Annotated in this window: 17 protein-coding genes; 1 reads left to right on the top strand and 16 read right to left on the bottom strand. The window is 39.3% G+C overall.

The window, feature by feature from the left end:
* Nucleotides 1–2: 2 nt before the first annotated feature.
* The 3 genes from LBE40_RS06050 to LBE40_RS06060 all read right to left on the bottom strand — a co-directional run bounded on the left by LBE40_RS06050 (nt 3) and on the right by LBE40_RS06060 (nt 3,114).
* Entirely contained in the window at nt 3–851 is an 849-nt protein-coding gene (locus LBE40_RS06050; protein ID WP_004858735.1) for a transketolase, read from the bottom strand.
* Between the two features lie 318 nt (nt 852–1,169).
* Nucleotides 1,170–1,727 carry a 16S rRNA (guanine(966)-N(2))-methyltransferase RsmD gene (gene rsmD / locus LBE40_RS06055; RefSeq protein WP_004858734.1) on the bottom strand — a complete coding sequence of 186 codons (558 nt, stop codon included), beginning with the start codon at nt 1,725–1,727 and terminating at the stop codon, nt 1,170–1,172.
* Entirely contained in the window at nt 1,708–3,114 is a 1,407-nt protein-coding gene (locus LBE40_RS06060; RefSeq protein ID WP_252615173.1) for a pseudouridine synthase, read from the bottom strand. The genes rsmD and LBE40_RS06060 overlap by 20 nt, the downstream gene beginning before the upstream one ends.
* A 263-nt stretch (nt 3,115–3,377) precedes the next feature.
* Between LBE40_RS06060 and LBE40_RS06065 the strand changes: the two genes are divergently transcribed.
* Nucleotides 3,378–3,824, top strand: a complete 447-nt coding sequence (locus tag LBE40_RS06065) for a nucleoside deaminase (protein ID WP_004858731.1) — start codon at nt 3,378–3,380, stop codon at nt 3,822–3,824.
* 139 nt (nt 3,825–3,963) lie between these two features.
* On the opposite strand, the gene LBE40_RS06070 is transcribed toward LBE40_RS06065, so the two are convergent.
* From LBE40_RS06070 to pstB, 13 genes are all read right to left on the bottom strand, one after another.
* The gene (locus LBE40_RS06070; protein ID WP_004858729.1) at nt 3,964–4,488 is read right to left on the bottom strand and encodes a hypothetical protein; all 525 of its coding nucleotides are present in this window, start codon (nt 4,486–4,488) and stop codon (nt 3,964–3,966) included.
* Between the two features lie 199 nt (nt 4,489–4,687).
* On the bottom strand, nt 4,688–7,603 hold the full coding sequence (gene ileS, locus LBE40_RS06075) for an isoleucine--tRNA ligase (RefSeq protein ID WP_004858728.1): 2,916 nt from the start codon (nt 7,601–7,603) through the stop codon (nt 4,688–4,690).
* Between the two features lie 250 nt (nt 7,604–7,853).
* Nucleotides 7,854–9,137: an outer membrane protein gene (locus LBE40_RS06080; RefSeq protein ID WP_004858726.1), complete on the bottom strand. Its 1,284-nt coding sequence runs from the start codon at nt 9,135–9,137 to the stop codon at nt 7,854–7,856.
* A gap of 158 nt (nt 9,138–9,295) precedes the next feature.
* Nucleotides 9,296–10,132 carry a porin gene (locus LBE40_RS06085; protein ID WP_004858723.1) on the bottom strand — a complete coding sequence of 279 codons (837 nt, stop codon included), beginning with the start codon at nt 10,130–10,132 and terminating at the stop codon, nt 9,296–9,298.
* Nucleotides 10,133–10,471: 339 nt separating this feature from the next.
* The gene (locus LBE40_RS06090) at nt 10,472–11,305 is read right to left on the bottom strand and encodes an outer membrane protein (protein WP_004858721.1); all 834 of its coding nucleotides are present in this window, start codon (nt 11,303–11,305) and stop codon (nt 10,472–10,474) included.
* Between the two features lie 887 nt (nt 11,306–12,192).
* Entirely contained in the window at nt 12,193–12,498 is a 306-nt protein-coding gene (locus LBE40_RS06095; protein WP_004858719.1) for a hypothetical protein, read from the bottom strand.
* Between the two features lie 601 nt (nt 12,499–13,099).
* Nucleotides 13,100–13,720 carry a ribonuclease D gene (locus LBE40_RS06100; RefSeq protein ID WP_004858718.1) on the bottom strand — a complete coding sequence of 207 codons (621 nt, stop codon included), beginning with the start codon at nt 13,718–13,720 and terminating at the stop codon, nt 13,100–13,102.
* Entirely contained in the window at nt 13,713–15,107 is a 1,395-nt protein-coding gene (locus tag LBE40_RS06105; protein ID WP_004858715.1) for a dipeptidase, read from the bottom strand. The genes LBE40_RS06100 and LBE40_RS06105 overlap by 8 nt, the downstream gene beginning before the upstream one ends.
* Before the next feature lie 77 nt (nt 15,108–15,184).
* Entirely contained in the window at nt 15,185–16,060 is an 876-nt protein-coding gene (gene mutM, locus LBE40_RS06110) for a bifunctional DNA-formamidopyrimidine glycosylase/DNA-(apurinic or apyrimidinic site) lyase (RefSeq protein WP_004858714.1), read from the bottom strand.
* A 58-nt stretch (nt 16,061–16,118) separates the two neighbouring features.
* Nucleotides 16,119–17,366 (bottom strand): aminopeptidase, encoded by a 1,248-nt coding sequence (locus LBE40_RS06115; protein ID WP_004858712.1) that lies wholly within the window; start codon nt 17,364–17,366, stop codon nt 16,119–16,121.
* Between the two features lie 29 nt (nt 17,367–17,395).
* On the bottom strand, nt 17,396–18,250 hold the full coding sequence (locus LBE40_RS06120) for a cell wall hydrolase (RefSeq protein ID WP_004858706.1): 855 nt from the start codon (nt 18,248–18,250) through the stop codon (nt 17,396–17,398).
* Between the two features lie 610 nt (nt 18,251–18,860).
* Nucleotides 18,861–19,583, bottom strand: coding sequence for a phosphate signaling complex protein PhoU (gene phoU / locus LBE40_RS06125; RefSeq protein ID WP_004858704.1), 723 nt, complete (start codon nt 19,581–19,583; stop codon nt 18,861–18,863).
* A 21-nt stretch (nt 19,584–19,604) separates the two neighbouring features.
* On the bottom strand, nt 19,605–20,363 hold the full coding sequence (pstB, locus tag LBE40_RS06130; protein ID WP_004858702.1) for a phosphate ABC transporter ATP-binding protein PstB: 759 nt from the start codon (nt 20,361–20,363) through the stop codon (nt 19,605–19,607).
* Nucleotides 20,364–20,383 lie beyond the last annotated feature (20 nt).

The following is a 20,383-nucleotide window of genomic DNA, read 5'->3' on the forward strand; positions in this document are numbered from 1 at the left end:
GTTCATGCTCCCATTAATTGAATTTTTGTCTTAATTTCATTGACAGCAAGATTATATTCTTCATCTGTTGGAACTTTATGGTGCCAAGTTATGTTATTTTCCATGTAGGAAATTCCAGAGCCCTTTATCGTGTTCATAATTATTGCTGTTGGTTTGTCCTTATGGAATGGAGGTAATCCTAACGATGTCTTTAGTTGTGTTATATCGTGACCATCAATTTCTACAACATGCCAGCCAAAACTTGTAAATTTATCTGCTAAGGGCTCTGTTTTCATTAAGATATCAGTCGTATCAGTAATTTGTAGCCGATTTCTATCGACAATTGCTATAAGATTACTGAGTTTATAATGCGCTGAAAATAGTACAGCCTCCCAGATGGATCCCTCTGTCATTTCACCATCGCCAAGAAGCACAAAAACACGGTAAGATTGAGAATTAAGCTGTCCAGAAAGAGCCATTCCTGCACCAAGAGATAAGCCATGACCAAGAGAGCCTGTGCTTTGCTCGATGCCAGGGACTTTTTTGGTTACATGGCCTATAAAATTTGAACCGAATTTTAAATAAGTATCGAGAAGTTTAGGATCAAAATATCCCATTTCTGATAATACAATATACAATGCTTCAACCGCATGTCCTTTACTTTGAACATAACGATCGCGATTAATATCATGGATACGCGTTGGATTTATTTGAAGAATATATTTGTATAAGATATAAATGAAATCAATGCAGGAAAGACTACTAGCTATGTGACCAGATTTCGCTCTTTTAATGAGATCAAGTATTTTAAGTCGTAAACGGAGAGAACAAATTGCATCGTAAATATCTGCTTTATTACTTGCATAAGCCATACTCTCCCCCTCAGAAAATTTATAAAATAATCCCTTTAAATCGCGATTTTATGGCTACTGACTAGAAGATCATTTAAACCATTCCATATATCTTTAGATGTATTGTGTACAGAAAAAAGCATGCATACCAGAAAGTAATTGTACAGTAGTTATGCAAAAATAGTAGTATAAAAGCTTTCCACATCTTTCATTGGTTAAAAAACAACCGCTTCTTCATGCCAAACAACCGCCCCATAAGAAAAGTGCAATGTAAAAAGATGTACAGAATAATTTTTCTCATCCTATCGGATAAAAACGAAAATTTTCAGAAGTTTAAAACTATGATCGCAGTTTATAAAAACGTATTGCTGTCTCACCATAAAAACGCTCATCATCTAGATAAAATATATCAGGTAAATGAATCATTGCTTCCTTCTTTTCTTCAAGTACAAAGAGTGTATCAGCTTTTGCCCACCCTCCTCTCACAGCCGCAACAAAAGCACGCTCACCTAAACAATAGCCATAAGGAGGATCTGCGCAAATAATATCAAATGGAAGCATTGTCCCAATATTGCCTAGTTTTGTCGCATCACGACGCAAGATCCGCCCAATTGACTGCAATTCAAAAGCTTCAATATTTTTTTGAAGCAGTCCACGCCCCTCAACTGAATTTTCAACAAAAACAGCCGCTTTTGCACCACGCGATAAAGCCTCTATGCCTAAAGCACCAGTACCTGCAAAAAGATCAAGAATACGTTTGTTTGTCCAAAATTGTTCTTCTCGGCTCGCAAGAATATTGAAAAGGCTTTCACGCGTACGATCACTGGTTGGGCGAATTGATTGCCCCACAGGTGCAAACAAAACACGCCCAGCAAATTTACCGCCGACGATTCGCACGTGGTCCTCTAAATCGCTTTGTTGTTTTTGCATCACCGCTATACGCTTTAGATTTTTTCATGGCAGGACCATCAAATGATTTAGCTTTTCGCTTACTCTCAAAAGAACGCTCATCGTAATTGCCTTTTACAACCTTTTCTTCTTTCTTTAATAGATGCTCTTTTTTGCCAACAACACGCGCTTCACCATAAGATTTTTTACCACGTTTTTGGTCAAAACGAATATCTTTCTCTTTGTGCAACTGAACTTCTGGTAACTTTTCCTTACCTTTATGAAAAAATCCCTTGCCGACTAAATTGCTTTTATGATTATGAGAAGATTCCTCACTATAGAAAGACTTCTTACGTGCACTCTGTGGACGTGCACCAGGAGCCATCCAAACATTAGAGCGACGCGAACGAGGCAAAAAACGCTGCTCTGCTTTTCCTTCATTGCTCTCATCCTTACGCATAAATTTCTCATCAGATTTTGTGCCCAATCGTGATTGAGAGTGCTTAACAGAGCTGCTGCTCCTGCGCTGTACATTTTTCCCACTCGAAAAAACCCAACCATCATTGGTAGTAGCAAGATCTTTATCTCTTGGTTTTACTACAACAACCGCAGAATTTGGAAATGACTTAAGAATAGGAGCATCAAAATCTGCATTCGCTTGCATAATTAAACGCTCACCCAATTGCTCACGTAACGTCCGACCTTTTATCTCACGAACGGCTCCTTCTTCTAAATCAGAAAGCTGAAATGGACCATAGGATACACGAATTAAACGATTCACCGATAATCCTAATGCACCAAGAACCTTCTTTATTTCACGATTTTTTCCTTCACGCAAAGCTACAGAAAGCCATACATTTGACCCCTGTTCACGTTCAATCGATGCTTCAATTGAACCATAGAAAATACCATCAATCGCGATGCCATTTTTAAGACTATCAAGTGCACTCTGTTTGACTCTTCCATGAGCACGAACCCGATATTTTCGCACCCATCCTGTTACAGGAAGTTCTAAGACACGGGCTAAACCACCGTCATTGGTTAACAGCAAAAGCCCTTCCGTGTTAATATCAAGCCTGCCCACAGAAAGAACACGAGGCATTTCTTTCGGCAAATTGCTAAAAACTGTTGGTCTACCTTCAGGATCACGGTTAGTGGTGACAAGTCCTACTGGCTTGTGATAAAGCCATAATCGCGTTCGTTCCGTAGGAGACAAAGGCTTGCCATCAACCTTAATAACATCAGAGCGGGTAACATTAAAAGCAGGCGTCGTCACAACTTCACCGTTAACAACAATACGACCTGCAAAAATCATCATTTCTGCATCACGACGCGAAGCAACACCAGCACGTGCTAACCTTTTGGCAATCCGCTCACTCTCATTGTTTTCATTCATTTGCTTTTCACACCAACCTCTTCCTGTACGTTCAGCAAATCATCACCCTGCATCATACTGCTTATCTTGAAAAGAGGGAGTAACACAATCATTTATCATTTTCTATCCTTTAACAGCAATAATGTATTAGATTACTTGCAAGTTAGTTTTAAACATTTAAAAATAATGTCTCTTCGTTATAAAAGAGTCATAACTCACTCATTTTACAGTACTCCTCCCGATAGAGAATTTTTTACCCTCTACACTTCAATAGAAAGAACACTATGACTTTGACTCCCATGGAAATAGCCCTTTTAGAAGCGCAATGGGCAAAAAAAAAAGATGAAATCCCCGTAGGTGCCGTTATCACACATGGAAAAACAATCGTTGCACGCGCTGGTAACTACACAAAAGCCGGATGTGATCCTACAGGACATGCAGAAATGCGCGTAATCCGTATGGCCTGCGAAACATTCCAAAGTGAAAGACTTCTTGATTGCGACCTATATGTAACCCTTGAACCTTGTGCTATGTGTGCAGCAGCCATTTCATTTGCACGCATAAGGCGTCTCTACTATGCAACCAGCGACCCAAAAGGAGGCGCTATTGAACACGGCCCACGCTTTTACCAGCAGCCAACTTGCCATCACCGACCTGAGATCTATTCTGGTTTTAAGGAAAAAGAAGCTGCTCAACTGCTTAAAGATTTTTTTGCACAAAAGCGGTATTAAAAACATCTTCTTCTTATCTACAATACCTATCTTTGAACAACTGAGAATTCTTAAAGAAGGTTCATAGCCCTTCTTTTCTACAAGAACCCATTTTTAGAACACTTTTCCTCTCGCACTCTTTAACGCTTCGTCCTTACTCTTATTTACCAACAGGTGCAGTTTTTGCTGGTTGACGATAACTTAAAGGCGGCTCCGTAAGATACCGACGATACTTCGCACTTCCAACTTGCGCTCTCTGACGACGTAAATATTCCTGTCGTTGCTTCGCACTCAACCGTGAAATACTTTCTGAACCAGCGTTACTAGCATGCTCATTAACTGATGATACTTTTTGGGGGGAAACAGAAGCTTTGCTACCACTAGAGTGTTGCTTTAGTCTTCCTGTTCTACCAAGTGAACCACCCTGTGCTACATCTTGCTGCGGTAGTGGTAACACTGTGCGCGAGCTTGACTTTGGTATCACAAGTTTTGGATGGTTTTCCATAACAAGCTGGCTATTATTGTTTGTCGATGTTAGCGAGGCAAGGTTAGCAACATCTTCAAAAAACTGTAACGAAACCGCCTTATCTGTACCATAAGTAGGAGCGGATAAACCGCATCCTGTTAAAACAAAGCACATGCCTAAAATGCTTGTTGGCAATATTTTTATTTCACGTCTTTTCACTGCTTATCCCATTTTCCTAAGTATATGGCTAATTGATTCTCCCGCAATTTATTGGAGATCTGGTCCACACACAAATTACCCCCACGGAAAAACAACGGATCTTACCACTACCATAAAAGGCTATACGCATCAATGACAGAAATCAAACTGTAAAATGCTCTTTACAACTCAGCATTTCCTCCTCCTCTTGATCTAAACTTTAAATCCTGCCGAGCATCTGTAATTCACGCAAAGCAGCCGCATCGCGAGCAGATACATCAGGATAAGCTGGATCACTACCAACATCTTGTGTATAACGCCATGACCTCGCACATTTTTGCCCTAACGCCTTCCTAGGATACACACCAACGCCTTCAACATCACTTAGAGTAAAAGCATCCTTAGGCGGTGTATCCTGTTTAATTGTTAGAGCACTGGTGATACAAATTTCCGCCATATCTAGATTCTCTAATGCTTCCAGTAAAGTTGGATTAGAAATAAAAACAATGGGTGCTGCTTCTAAAGATGATCCAATACGCTTGTCCGCTCGCTCAAGCTCTAAAGCACCCGTCACAACTTTGCGAACCTGACGAACTTTTTTCCAACGTTCAGCCAAAGATTCATTCTGCCACTCCTCTCGCATAGAGCGAAACTGTTCCAAATGCACCGATTGACTTTTTGGGTAACGCTCTAACCAAGCTTCTTCCATCGTAAAAGGCAACATTGGAGCAAGCCATGTCACCATGTGCTCAAAAACCTCACGGACAACCTGCAAAGAAGCTTTACGTTTTTTTGATGAAGGTGCATCGCAATAAAGAGAATCTTTGCGGATATCAAAATAAAATGCTGATAACTCAATAATCGAAAAATCCAACAATGCACGCATAATCTTTTTAAAATCAAACTCGTCATAGGCGCGATTAACCAAATGATCGAGTTCAAAAAGTCGATGCAATATAAATTTTTCAAGATCTGGCAATGCACAATAAGAGATTTCTTCTCCTTCATCATGTGCTAAAGTTCCAAGCATCCAACGAATTGCATTACGCAATTTACGATATGAATCCACATTTGTTTGAAGAATTTTTTTGCCTAGACGCTGATCTTCCCAATAATCCGTTGTCATCACCCAGAGACGAAAAATATCAGCACCAGATGTTTTAATGATTTCTTGCGGAACAACCGTGTTTCCTAAGGACTTAGACATTTTCTTGCCATTCTCATCCAAAGTAAAACCGTGCGTGATCACCGCCTTATAAGGAGAACAAGCGCGCGTACCACAACTTTCCAAAAGAGAAGACTGGAACCACCCACGATGTTGATCAGATCCTTCAAAATAAACATCGGCAGGCCATTTCAAATCAGCTCGATCCTCTAGTACAAAACTATGGCTCGCTCCAGAATCAAACCAAACATCAAGAATATCACGGACCTGTTTCCAAGACTCATGCACACGCTCACCTAAAAAACGTTCACGTGCTCCCTCAGTAAACCACGCATCTGCCCCTTCTTTTTCAAAAGCTTGCAAAATACGCTCATTCACTCGCTCATCTTTCAGAACAACACCATCCTCATTGGCAAAAATACAAATTGGAACACCCCAAGCGCGCTGACGAGAAAGAACCCAATCAGGACGATCTGCTACCATAGAAGCCAAACGGTTTTGACCAGAAGAAGGAACAAAACGCGTCATCGAAATAGCCTCCAAAGCACGACTACGTAAAGTTGAACCATCTCCAAGATCTTTATCCATTGAAATAAACCATTGCGGCGTATTACGAAAAATAACAGGTTTTTTTGAACGCCAACTGTGAGGATAGGAATGTTTTAAACGACCGCGTGCAAACAATCGATCCGCTTTAATTAAAGCGTTTATCACTTCTTTATTAGCATCACCCATTTTTCCATGATCATCAATAACACGTACGGGCCCCTCTTTACGGTCCGGTCCAAAACCAGGGACATCCTTGGTATAAAAACCAGCATCATCAACAGGAAAAGGTATAGACGAATCAATACCAGCCTGCTCCAATAGAGGCTTATAAGCATTCCAAATTTCAAAATCCTCACGACCATGGCTAGGTGCTGTATGAACAAAACCGGTACCAGCACTCTCTGTTACGTGAGAACCATCAAGTAGCGCAATCTTATAATTATAACCTCCAGCTAAACCTTTGAGTGGATGAGAAAGAAAAAGCCTTTTAAGCTCATCATTAGAAATAACACGTAAACGCTTCAAAACAAGTTTTGCTTTTTCTGCACAGCTCATAGACAATGCATCAGCAAAGAGAAGTTTTTCTCCAGCTTGAGGACCAAAATCATTTTCTGCGCTTTCAACTTCGTAAACACCGTAAGAAATCTGTGAAGAATAACTAACCGCACGGTTACCAGGAATTGTCCACGGAGTCGTTGTCCAAATCACAACATAAGCGCCATACAAATCGCTAGAATCTGTTTCAAAAACAGGAAACTTAACCCATATGACCTCTGATTCATGATCATGATATTCAATCTCCGCCTCTGCCAAAGCCGTACGCTCCACAACAGACCACATCACAGGCTTTGAACCACGATAAATCTGATCTGACATAGCAAATTTCATCAATTCACTAGCAATGCGTGCTTCTGCATGAAAAGCCATTGTGGTATAGGGCGTGTTAAAATCTCCAACAACGCCAAGGCGTTTAAATTCTTCACTTTGAACAGTTATCCAATGTTGTGCAAATTCACGGCATTCTTGACGAAATTCGTTAAGGGGTACATCATCTTTATTTTTCCCTTGCGCACGATATTTTTCTTCAATCTTCCATTCAATTGGAAGCCCATGGCAATCCCAACCAGGTACATAGTTTGCGTTAAAACCACGCATTTGGAATGAACGAACAATCACATCCTTTAAAACTTTGTTTAAAGCATGCCCAATATGGATATGTCCATTTGCGTAAGGTGGTCCATCATGCAGAATGTAAAGTGGGCGATCTTTTGCTTGTTGGCGTAATTGCGTATAAAGCCCCATATCTTCCCACCGTGCCATCAATTCAAGCTCTTTTTGCGGTAACCCCGCACGCATAGGAAAATTTGTTTGTGGTAGATAAAGAGTTTTCGAGTAATCTATTGTTTCATTTTTCACAGCCATTGTGAAATATTCCTGTCCACTTTTACGATTTCATTTTTGCATAACTTCCCTGAACCCTGCAACTCTGGTTTTTTAATCTATAGGGAAAGCCGAGCTTATCATTCGTATTAAGCAGCGATCAAGAAGATATATCATCACACCTCATGGGCTTTATCATGAAACTATCAAGAAAGGAAACACAAAAATAATCTCCTCAAAAAATAGAGGCTCCACTATAAGCGGAGCCTCTTAGCAACTTACTCTTAAAAAACTAGAACTTATAAGCTACACCAACACGGAAATCATTGGTTTTGTATCTTATTTCAAGTTTTTCCTTTGCAAATTTCTTTTTACCAAAATCAGAGTAACGATATTCTGCACGCAATAAAACATTATCAGTCATAGCGAAATCAATACCACCACCAAGGGTATAACCAATCATCGTTTTTGTTTCATCGGTTAAGTTTTTAGAAGAAACAACTCTTCCATCCCCTTTCTTAAATGATATGGATATAGTGTCTTGGAGCTGCGTATAAGCAATACCACCAGCAACATAAGGCATAAAGCGATCAGTAGCAAAACCGATACGCGCCCGTGTGGCACCAGACCAATTTTGCTTTAAAGTATGGCTTAAACTTTCAACTTCACGACCTTGTTCAAGATCAAGTGCAGCGATCTCTTGCTTCACTTGCTCTATACCATACACATTGGTAGCGTTCTTATCCGCCACTTGCGCACCTTGTGCACCATGTCCAGCCACCTTCTGTCCTACATGGGGATTAGTAGCATGTGGATGAGAACCATGACTAGTTCCATTAGATGCACTGTGATAATGACTACGGCTAGCATCACCTGTCCCACTTGCGGCGAGTGCTGCTGGCTTCGATGATGCTACCTGCGGTATCCCTGCTGGCTTCACTACTGATACCTGCGGTGCTGATTCTGCTGGCTTCAATGATGCTGCTGGTGTTGCTGGCTCTGATGATGCTGCTGGCTCTGATGATGCTGCCTGCGGTACTGCGGCTCCTGGCTTCGTTGTTTCTGATTCTGCCTGCGGTGTTCTTGTTTCTGATTTCGCTGCTGATACTGATGCCCCGATTGTTGTTGATGACGCCCCTGACGCTGATCGTACTGATCTGCGAGATCTTGCGATTAAATTGTCCACTGCCGCATTATCAGACGCGCCAACAGTGATGGTTTTTGTGTGTTTTTGCCCAGACCACATTAAATCCGTATCGATACCAAAAATGAAGCTATCACCAAGATCAATATTAGAACCTGCGTAAAGACCACCTTCAAAACCTGAAAGTTTAGGCGACAAATCTTTATTTAGCGGTACAGTTTTGTGCTTACCAATAATGCTCATATCAGTTTTACTTGAAAACCCACCAACTTGGCCACCCAAGTAAAAACCTGACCACGTAAAAGTGGGAGCTACAAAAGCTGATGAAGCAGGTGTTGTTGGTTGATGAGGAACCATTACATCAGCTGCCTGCGCTGCAGAAGCTGAAATTAAAGCAAAAATAGATGCCGTTATTAAACGTTTCGTATTCATAAAATATCTCCAAATATCCAAAACGAGTTATATATAGTGCATCTCTTTTAAAATATCTGTAGCAAAAATGATACATTCACAAAAAAATAGAGGCTCCGCCAAAAACGGAGCCTCTTAGTAATTTAATTTTGTATTAACAATTTCGTTTTTTTACGAAATTAGAATTTGTAAGCTACACCAACACGGAAATCATTGGTCTTGTAGCTAACTTCATTATCATCCTTTTCGAATTTCTTTTTACCGAAATCTGAGTAACGATATTCTGCACGCAATAAAACATTATCGGTCATAGCGAAATCAATACCACCACCAATGGTATAACCAACAAACGTCTTTGTTTTATCATCCAATTTAGCAGTAGCAATTTCTGCACCATCCGCTGCTTGCGTTACCTTAACCGAATGGATAGCCTCCATCTGCGCATAGGCAACACCACCAGCAACATAAGGCATAATGCGATCAGCAGCCCCAAAACCAATACGTACCCGAGTAGCACCAGACCATTTTTCCTTTAAAGTGACACTATCTGTATGCTTGTCTTCTGGCTTGATATCAGTAACTGTTTTTCCTGTAGCAAAAGTGGCCTTAACCTTTGTAAGACGAGCCCTAAAACCTTCAAGATCAGTTGTTCCAATGGCTTTTGAAGAACCTGTTTTTGCATCTTCTCTGTCAGCCCAAACTGCATCGGTTTCAACACCTAGAATCAGACCACTTCCAAGATCTATATTAGAGCCCGCATAAATGCCACCTATGAAACCAGAAGGCTTAGGCGTATCATCTTTGTTCCATTTATTTTTTGTATCAGGATCAGTTATTTCAACTTTACTTGAAAAATTTCCAACTTGACCACCAATATAAAGACCTGTCCAAGAAAAAGCAGGGGCTGTAATAGCTGGCACTACTTCATGATGTGGAATTACAACATCCGCAGCCTGTACAGCAGAAGCTGAAACCAAAGCGATAACAGAAGTCGTTATTAAAGATTTTATATTCATAATATTTTGCTCCTAAATTTATTATGATGCAATGCTATACGACTGTCCAAAGAAAATCTGTAGTAAAAATGACACAATTACAAAAATAGAGGCTCCGTCAAAGATGGAGCCTCTGAGTAATTTCGTTTTATATGAAATCTTTCACATTACATATATGCGGAAATCATTGATATTAAAGTTAAATTTCTGCTTTTTGTTTACGCATTTCTCTTTACCAAAATCCAATGCATAGCAACATTCCACATATGCAATAATCTGTATTATGTGATAATATAGTCACAGAAAAATACTGGAAGTGTCGCTAGAAACAAACGTTTTAGTAATTTAGCTTACCATACGTTAAAATTTGTAAGCTACACCAACGCGAAAATCATTGGTTTTGTGAGAAGTTTCATATTTATCGTTTGAGAATTTCTTTTTACCAAAATCCGAGTAACGATATTCTGCACGGACAATAATATTATTGGTCATTGCTAAATCAACACCAGCACCAAGGGTGTAACCAACAAACGTCTTTCTTTCATCAGACAAATTACCAGAAGCTATTACTTTACCTGTATCTTTTTCTGTTATTGATACAGACGCAATATCTTGAAGTTGTGTATAGGCAATACCACCAGCAACATAGGGCATAATACGTTCAGCAGCAAAACCAATCCGTATCCGCGTAGCACCAGCCCACTTTTCTTTAAAAGTAAAACTGTGCGCCCGTTTATCACCAGCTTTGAGTACATTCTCACCAATCTTAATTCCAGCGTCTTTCAGGATCTTATTAACATATGCTACATGATTTGGAGCAATCTCATATACTTTCCCCGTTTTCGTATCATCTTTATCAGACCACATGAAATCTGTATCAACACCTAAAATAAGGCCATTACCAAGATCAACATTGGAACCTGCATAAAGTCCCCCCATAAAACCTGATAATTTAGGCAAAAATTCATCATTCACCGGAATGGTTTTTCCATTACTGAGAATATCCATCTTCGTTTTACTTGAAAAACCACCAACCTGGCCACCAATATAAAAACCTGTCCAAGAAAAAGTGGGAGCAACAATAACTGGTGAAACTGGTGTAGGCTGAGGGGGAACAATAACATCTGCTGCATGCGCTGCTGAAACTGAAACTAACGCAAAAGCAGAAGCTGTTATTAACCATTTCATATTCATAATTTTTCTCCATAGCTGATATTTGAACACGTGATTTCATATAGAGCCCCCCTTACAGATATCTGTAGTAAAAATGATACACTCATAAAAAAAACAAAAATCCCCTCCTCCCCCTTCGCCATTTGATCTGTAATAAATGGGAATTTGTAAGCTATACCAATGTAGAAATCACCCTCTCGTCAAACGAGATGCTGTTCTCTATGAGTTTTTGCAAAATCTGAAAAACAATATTTTCTGTCTCAAGCATGCACTGTAGATCGTTGCAAATGCAACACCACCACTAGAACGTACACAAACACCTTCTGTGACTTTACCCATCGCATTACATGCAACGACTTGTTAGATTTTTCTCCATACTAGAAAAAAATCTGCACCTGAAAACTCCTCTATAATCGTCCGTAAACCATCTCTTTTGTAGATCTTATTGCACAAACCACACCACTCCCCCTATAAACACTGAAAGGGTATTTTCCAAAAATCTTAAAGCTCAACCTTGCTCAAAAAATTATGGATCTTGCTAAAAACGATAACTCATACCTCCTAGGAAAACAGAAATGGCTCTTAAACTTCTGGAACAAAAATAACAAAACCAGAGATGAAAAATAAAAAAACTCATTAAAAATAGAACTTTGTAACATTTAAAATCATCGACAAGCCAAAATCCTCCGCGTTACATGCTTGCAAATCTACAGATTTTGTAACTATCCATTGCTCGCATATACTAACCCTCTATACGATCTCTCTAAATTACTACAAAACTAGCCTCATAACTAAAAGCGCACAGGAATCTTCACCAAAATCGAATCCCAAACCCGAAAAAGTACCTCACTCCTGTGCACTTCGCTACATCCCAATAATAAAATTATCTCTTGATGCTTCTTCTTCGCTTATTTAAAACTCATTGGTCCTCGAGAAAATAGATTTGGCCGTTGCGGTCCTTTCCAAAATCTTGGACGTCTTTTTTTAGGTTGCCATGATACAGCTACGAGCTTAGCAACCGCTTCCCCTTTGTTATCAACAATACCCAAAAGTTTCTTATTAGAGGCTTTATCTAAAAAATTGCTAACTTGTTTATTCACAAAATCTTTAGAAGAAGCAGCCACACGATTAGCCCCTTGTGCCACAGAGGCTGAAGAAAAGGCACATACTGAAGCGAAAGCTGCAGATGTAACAATAAAATATCTCATATTCATAGAATTTATCTCCATAGTAATATTCATAATGTATTTTACTTAGAGTTCTCGTTTCAAATTTCCATAAAAAATGATACGCTTATAGATAATAAAGTGAGAACTCTCAAAAAACGAAGTTTTGGAGCACTTTGATTTTAAAATAAATGGAATTTTTTAAGCTCTATCAATATAGAAACTGCTGGTTTTAAATCATTAAAACATAATCTATCCATCAGATGTAAAAAAAACTGAACGAGTGTTAATGCATTTCTCTAGCAAAGATATTTCACCCCGTATTCCCCCAATGCAATTTATCAGCATTCGCATAATAAACCTTCACTGTAATTTTGTTACCCATATTTTTTGCTTCCATTCTCTAGGCTGTTTATTTTTTTCGTAAACCTTAAAATAAAAACAGTTATAAACACAAAAAATGCGGATTCAAAACGCACTTTTATTGTACAATTTTTAAATGGAATACACTCACTGTGCTAAGAATTATGTCATAATCACACTATCATCAAAATAGAAGAAAGAAAACAATGCCCGTGTATTACAGGCATTGTTTTCTAGTTACATCAATAATTCTTTTTACTACAATTTTAAAAGCAAATTTTTAAACTCAGTTATGCGCGAAAATATCAACCTCCGACCATCCCAAAAGATCGAGTCTTGCCCTCATAGGTAAAAATTGAAAACATGCCTTTGCAACATTTTCTCGCTCTTCACGTCTTAAGCGTTCTTCAAATATATCTTTTAAACGATGCAAATATAAAACATCCGATGCAGCGTACTCAATTTGCGCGCGTGATAAAGTCTCTGCAGCCCAATCTGAAGATTGCTGCTGTTTAGAAATATTCACATTCAGCAATTCACCACAAATCTCTTTTAATCCATGACGATCCGTGTAGGTACGCGTGAGTTTTGAAGCAATTTTTGTACAAAAAACTACATCTGGCATAACGCCAAATGTATGCGCTAAAATAGAAAGATCAAAACGTCCAAAATGAAATATTTTGGTGATTGCCTTATCTTCAAGCAACCGAACTAAATTGGGAGCACTTTTTTGCCCTTTAGCAATCTGTATAATGTCAGCAGTACCATCACCAGAAGAAAGCTGAACAACACATAAACGATCACGGTGTGGTTGTAATCCTAAAGTCTCAGTATCAATCGCAACGGCATCAATTTGATAATTGTCTAAGTTTGGTAAATCACCTTGATGAACGCGAATCTCAGCCATTTACCCTCCTATTTGCTAAAGCCGCAAGAATACGCGCCCAAGACCGCTGCCCCTTATGAAATGATTTTAAATTATACTTTTCATTAGGCGAATGAATACGATCATCAGCTAGTGCAAAACCAACCAATACAGTTTCCATACCAAGAATTGACTGAAAGTCTGCTACAATTGGAATCGAACCACCCATACATGTCAACACAGCAGGAACCTCCCACTCTTGTGATAAAGCATCCTTTGCCGCTTTAATAAAAGATGAATCATAGGAAAGCTGCATTGCCGGAGAAGAACCGTGATTCTTAAAGGTCACTGTACAGTCAGCAGGAATAGAGCTGCGTACATAATCACGAAAGGCTTGACGTATTTTCTCTGGATCTTGCTTATGGACTAAACGACACGACACTTTTGCACTCGCTTGAGAAGCAATAACCGTTTTCACCCCTTCCCCTTCATAGCCGCCACTAACACCATTAATTTCCATGGTAGGACGTGCCCATACGAGCTCTAAAATGCTCCGCCCTTTTTCACCAGAAGGAATGGAAAGACCTATAGGACCAAGTAAATTTTCAGCAGTACAATTAAGTTCATTCCATGATTGTAAAATATGTGGAGGTGTTTCTTCTACACCATCATAAAAACCAGGAAGTGTCACTCTATTATTTTCATCATGCATTCCTGCCAAAACTTTAGCTAAAATACGAATGGGATTGGCTGCAGCTCCCCCAAAATAACCAGAATGTAAATCACGATTAGCCGCTGTGATAATAATCTCTTCCGCCATAATCCCCCGAAGAGCAACAGAAACAGATGGTGTATCTGCATCCCACATAGATGTATCACAAACCAGTGCACAATCTGCTTTAAGTTCCTCCTTATTTGCTTTCAAAAAAGGAATAAGTGAAGGAGAAGCACATTCTTCTTCGCCTTCACATAAAACAGTAACCTTAACAGGAAGCTGCCCTGTTTCTTTCTTAAATGCACGACATGCCTCAATAAAGGTCATAAGCTGGCCTTTGTCATCGGAAGCTCCACGAGCACAAATAACTTTCTCTCCATCTCTCTCTTTTAAAGAAGGTGTAAACGGATCATCTTCCCATAAACTCAGCGGATCAACAGGTTGAACATCATAATGTCCATAAAACAACACATGTAGACAATCATCTGAAGGACCTGGATGATGCCCAACAACCATTGGATGACCTGGCGTATCACGCCGTGAAGCCTCAAAACCTATAGTCTTCAAATCCTCTACTAACCAATCAGCTGCTTTGCGACATTCATCCTTATAAGCCGAGTCTGTTGAAATCGATCGAAAACGTAAAAGAGAAAAAAGGCGTTCAAGGCTCTTTTCTATATTTTCATCAAGATGTGTTAGTACTTTATTTAGCATAAAAAGAAGCCTCCCAAGCCTTATGTAATTGTCAATATGACTTTAAGCCTCCTGTAGAATTTTGCAAGAGATCTTATTCATTTTTGACATTGTGAACAGTAAAAACTTGAACGCCCATACTGTAGAATACGAACAATAGGCGTTCCACATTGCAAACATTCTTTGCCTTCTCGTCCATACACTGAAAAAGCATGTTGAAAATAACCGAGAGAGCCATCTACATGCATATAATCACGTAAAGAAGATCCACCAGACAAAATTGCTTCAGCAATCACATTGCGTATATTCTGTGCTAAGGAATCCGCAATTTCACGTGCACGTACAGTTTTCAATGCTAATGTAAATGCTCTACGCTGTGGTGACAGACGACTACGCCAAAGAGCTTCGCACACATAAATATTCCCAAGACCCGCAACAATAGTCTGATCAAGCAAAGCTCCCTTAAGAGATATTTTTTTATTAACAAAAACCTCTTGTAAATAATTACCAGAAAACGCATTACCCATAGGCTCGAGCCCTAGCTTCTTTAAAAGCGGATGTTCATAAAGCCTGTTTGTATCTACTAAAAGCATAAACCCAAAACGACGAACATCATTATAAGTAAGATGATAAACTTTGCCATCCTGCGCCTGAATATCCATGACAAAATGATCATGCCTAACAAATTTCTCGGTAGCAGGAGAGTTTTTTTTTAAAAGATCATCTTCTACGCGCCATGATCCTGACATTCCTAAATGACTCAAAATCGTTTCATCGCGTGAAAGATGAAACAACAAATATTTAGCTCTCCGACCAAGTTCTATGATCTTCCTGCCTATAAGTCTCTCAGAAAACGCATCAGGGAAAGGAAAACGCAAATCCTTGCGATTAAGTGTAACAGAAATAATCTTTGCACCAGTCACAAACGGCTCAAGTCCACGACGAACTGTTTCTACTTCAGGAAGCTCAGGCATCTATTATCTTCAATAATTATACGCATTCCAACAATACCATTGGAAAAAAATAATAATATTAAGCCCATTCACCCTTACGAAATACAGGAACTCTCCTATCATCTTGCGTAATGCCATCTATATCAATTTCACCTGAGCCAATCATCCAGTCAATATGAATCACACTTTTATTACCACCACGCGCTGCAATTTCTTCTACTGTCAACGACGCTCCATCTAAAAAGCATTTGGAATAACACTGCCCTAAAGCAATATGACATGCAGCATTTTCATCAAATAATGTGTTATAAAAAAGAAGGTTACTCTTAGAAATTGGTGAAGAATGTGGAACAAGAGCAACTTCACCCAATCGACTTGCTCCCTCATCACTTTGCAAAACCTGTTGCAAAACTTCCTGCCCGGTCGAAGCACGCGCATCAACAATACGCCCCGCCTCAAACCGCACCTCAATATTATCAATAAGTGCTCCTTGATAGGAAAGAGGCTTCGTCGAACGCACAAAACCCTCCACCTTATATGCATGAGGCGTGGTGAATACTTCTTCTGTCGGAATATTAGGATTGCATACCACACCGTTTTGAGCAGCCGCTGCACCACCATGCCATTCATGATCATCTGCCAAACCAACTGTTAAATCAGTCCCTGGTCCTTTAAAGTGCAAAGCAGAAAAACGCTGCTCATTAAGCCAAGATGACCGTTGTTTCAAACTTGCATTATGAACAACCCATGCGTGCACTGGATCTTCTTCTGTAACACGTGAAGCAGAAAAAATTGCAGTAGCTAACTTCTTGATCGCCTCATCAAGCGGCAAAGAAGGGAACATTGTCTCAGCCCACCCTGCTGTTGGATAAGCAACAATCGACCAATTCATGGCAAAATTCGATATTTTTTTGAGAGCCGGCTGGTAAGCAATTGAAGTAGCTTTATTTAAACGTGCAACCTTATCAAAATCTTGATTGAAAAGTAGCAAAGGATTATCACCAACAATAGCTAAACGCGCAGCCCCATTTTCAAAAGCCTTCGCCATTCCCTCATATAGCCAAGAAGGCGCACAATCGAAACTAGCAGTATGTGCGTTTTCAAAACGTGTTAGTGATAACATATCATCACTAAAAAGTGGCGTAATCACACCGGCACCAACCTTATAGGCGTGATATGCAATACGCCTAACAAAAGGTAATGCTGAAACTGGAGCCGTCAAAACAAGATCTTGCCCCTCTTGTAAATTCAACCCGACTTTTACTGTAATTTCTGCAAGACGATTAAGCATTTCAGGTGAAATGGTTTCATGAGTATCAAAGTACATTACCAATTCCTTCTTTTGTTGTGAAAAAGTTACCGGCTTCTGTACCGTTTTTCTAATACTGCAACAATTGCATTTAACTGATCTGATGAAGGCATAACATAGGCGGCCACAATTGATTTGCTTTCCCCTTCCTTATCTATACGATGAGGTGCAGATGTAGGAATAGGAACCTTATCAAGCTGTACTGCAACAAAAGACGTGGTACGCACCTTATTTGCCTGCGTTATTTCTATCGGAAGAGGGGCGTTTTTCTTTTCCTCTGCTTTTATCTCTTTACTTGCTACACTTGCGTCCATGAAACTCGGTGCATTGCCAGAACGTTCTTGGGCAAAAGCATAAGCAACATCATAAGGACGATCATTCGTAGGAACTTGAAGCGATCCATCACGTGAACGCTTTTCATAAAAGGCATTTCCCCCTGCAACACGAACATAATGCATGTTTTTATAAGGAAAAGATAAACCCGCGGTATGAAAAAACTTAGCGTTTTTAAGTTTCCGATCCCGTTCGCCGCGCAAAACAGCATCAGCTGCCTCTCTAACACGAGCAACAGATGCAGGCTCCGTCATAGGACGCGTTAAAACACCGGGAGCAAACTGTTTGTACTGACCAACAACACCACAAATTGTCTTTGGATAGGCGGTTGAATTAACACGATTCATAACAACGGTTCCAACAGCTATCATTCCCTCACGACTTGTACGATTTGATTCAAAATACATTGCACGCATAAGGCATTGACGCTCAGTCAATGGATACATCACTGTTTTTGTCTTCTTATTATCATTTACTTTTCCAACACCAAAATGATCTGAAGCACATCCCACAATAACTAACGGCGCTAGAAAACAAGTAACAAAAACAGTCCAATAATTTTTTTTCATCTTTACAACACATTCTCATATCTTTGAAGTATTCAAAATTCGAATGAGTTTTAAATGTATATTCAAAGAAAGTATATGATTAATTGTTACTACTTAGTAAAATTTTAATACAAGTCGTAATTAAGAGGCATTTATGCGAAATAAAAAATAAAAAATTCTTAATTTATAGATCAATATTGTTTTCCTTAATGGAAAAATGTAGCCACACAATATCAACCCCTATTCAACCCTTATGCTTCAATCGCCAAAAAAATAATATGCCTGTGCGAAAACTCTCTAACAACTCTATATATGAATAAAGATTGGAGCACTGAAACTGTCTCCATCAATATTGATGACAACCAACACGAATACCCTTCGATACAAATTTGAAAAAATAATCAGAAAGAAGCTCCGCCTTCGGAAAAAATATAAGTAATGATATGACCCAATATCCAAATGTGTCAAATTAAGAATTAAAAATCTGCAATATTATCTTAAAAAGCCTCTTCGTTACTTCTTTAACACTTGCCTATAATATTTTTTATATTCTTCCTACAACCATACGGAAAGAAAATGTACAATGCTTTTTATTTTTAAAAACAATCTTATTTCATAATATGAGAAAAAATTAATCTGTTTTCTTCTCACCTACCCCAACTTTATAAGTAAGATCATCGCGAGGACGATCAGAAGACATATGATGGCCTGTTATGATATAATGCAGCATTTCCGCAATATTGGTGACATGATCACCAATGCGTTCAATATTTTTTAAACAAAACAGTAAGTGCGTACAGACCGTAATATTGCGCATATCTTCCATCATGTACGTCAAAAGCTCACGAAAAAGAGAAGTATATAGAGCATCAATTTTACCATCGCGTTCGCGTACTGCATCAACACGCTCCAATAAACGGCTCGTGTAAGCACTCAATACTTCCTTTAATTGATTGAGCGCTAAAGCTGTAATCGTTTCAAGCCCATAGTAAAAAGCAGTGGGTTGACGTGTTTCTGAAAGTGCTACCGTCCGCTTTGCAATGTTTTTGGCCATATCCCCAATCCGCTCAAGATCAGAAGAGATACGAATAGCACCAATAATTTCACGCAGATCAACAGCCATCGGTTGGCGTTTGCAAATGATGGTAATCGCTTTTTCATCAATATCACGTTCTGCTTTATCTAAAAACAAATCATCAGCAATCACTGTCGTCGCAAGTTGAAGATCATTACACACAATCGATGCAACAGAACGTTCAATCATCCTTTCCGCATGACTCCCCATTTCTGTAATCCTTGCTTTCAAATATTTTAGTTCTGCATCATAAGAACGAACAGTATGGTTCATAGACATAGCTTATACTCCTCAATTCACCTATCCAAAACGCCCCGTAATATAATCTTGCGTGCGTTGTTCTTTTGGCGAGGTGAAGATCATTTCAGTCGCACCAACTTCTACCAAATGCCCCAAATGAAACATAGCTGTATATTGAGAAACACGCGCCGCCTGTTGCATGGAGTGTGTCACAATAACAATTGTATAATTTTGTCGTAATGCATCGATAAGCTCTTCAATACGTGCTGTAGCAATTGGATCAAGAGCTGAACAGGGTTCATCCATCAAAATAACTTCAGGACTAACTGCAATGGCACGCGCAATACACAAGCGTTGTTGCTGCCCTCCTGATAAACTTGTTCCTGCCTCATGAAGACGATCTTTTACTTCTTCAAATAAACCTGCCTGCCTCAAACTTTTTTCAACCACATCATGCAATTCAGCACGCGATTTGACTAAACCGTGAATACGTGGTCCATAGGCAACATTCTCAAAAATAGATTTTGGAAAAGGACTGGGCTTTTGAAAAACCATCCCTACACGGGCGCGCAACTCTACAACATCAATCCTTTGGTCATAAATATTCTCTCCATCTAAGGTAATAAGACCCGTTATTTTAGCGCCTTCAATCGTATCATTCATACGATTAAAACAGCGCAAAAAAGTCGATTTTCCGCAACCGGAAGGACCTATCAAAGCCGTGACCTGATGTTCAGGAATATCAAGCGTAATACCATGGAGTGCTTCCTTGCTTCCATAAGAAACCTTTACATCTTGACCACGCATTTTAATTTTCATTACAAAAACTCACTTTATTT

The sequence above is a fragment of the Bartonella taylorii genome, assembly GCF_023920105.1.
Taxonomy (GTDB): Bacteria; Pseudomonadota; Alphaproteobacteria; order Rhizobiales; family Rhizobiaceae; genus Bartonella; species Bartonella taylorii.

What these genes read in the sequence shown, in the direction of transcription:
- LBE40_RS06050 (WP_004858735.1), bottom strand. Translation starts at nt 851, where the DNA reads ATGGCTTATGCAAGTAATAAAGCAGATATTTACGATGCAATTTGTTCT.
- LBE40_RS06060 (WP_252615173.1), bottom strand. Translation starts at nt 3,114, where the DNA reads ATGAATGAAAACAATGAGAGTGAGCGGATTGCCAAAAGGTTAGCACGT.
- LBE40_RS06065 (WP_004858731.1), top strand. Translation starts at nt 3,378, where the DNA reads ATGACTTTGACTCCCATGGAAATAGCCCTTTTAGAAGCGCAATGGGCA.
- ileS (WP_004858728.1), bottom strand. Translation starts at nt 7,603, where the DNA reads ATGGCTGTGAAAAATGAAACAATAGATTACTCGAAAACTCTTTATCTA.
- LBE40_RS06080 (WP_004858726.1), bottom strand. Translation starts at nt 9,137, where the DNA reads ATGAATACGAAACGTTTAATAACGGCATCTATTTTTGCTTTAATTTCA.
- LBE40_RS06085 (WP_004858723.1), bottom strand. Translation starts at nt 10,132, where the DNA reads ATGAATATAAAATCTTTAATAACGACTTCTGTTATCGCTTTGGTTTCA.
- LBE40_RS06090 (WP_004858721.1), bottom strand. Translation starts at nt 11,305, where the DNA reads ATGAATATGAAATGGTTAATAACAGCTTCTGCTTTTGCGTTAGTTTCA.
- LBE40_RS06095 (WP_004858719.1), bottom strand. Translation starts at nt 12,498, where the DNA reads ATGAATATGAGATATTTTATTGTTACATCTGCAGCTTTCGCTTCAGTA.
- LBE40_RS06100 (WP_004858718.1), bottom strand. Translation starts at nt 13,720, where the DNA reads ATGGCTGAGATTCGCGTTCATCAAGGTGATTTACCAAACTTAGACAAT.
- LBE40_RS06105 (WP_004858715.1), bottom strand. Translation starts at nt 15,107, where the DNA reads ATGCTAAATAAAGTACTAACACATCTTGATGAAAATATAGAAAAGAGC.
- mutM (WP_004858714.1), bottom strand. Translation starts at nt 16,060, where the DNA reads ATGCCTGAGCTTCCTGAAGTAGAAACAGTTCGTCGTGGACTTGAGCCG.
- LBE40_RS06115 (WP_004858712.1), bottom strand. Translation starts at nt 17,366, where the DNA reads ATGTACTTTGATACTCATGAAACCATTTCACCTGAAATGCTTAATCGT.
- LBE40_RS06120 (WP_004858706.1), bottom strand. Translation starts at nt 18,250, where the DNA reads ATGAAAAAAAATTATTGGACTGTTTTTGTTACTTGTTTTCTAGCGCCG.
- phoU (WP_004858704.1), bottom strand. Translation starts at nt 19,583, where the DNA reads ATGTCTATGAACCATACTGTTCGTTCTTATGATGCAGAACTAAAATAT.
- pstB (WP_004858702.1), bottom strand. Translation starts at nt 20,363, where the DNA reads ATGAAAATTAAAATGCGTGGTCAAGATGTAAAGGTTTCTTATGGAAGC.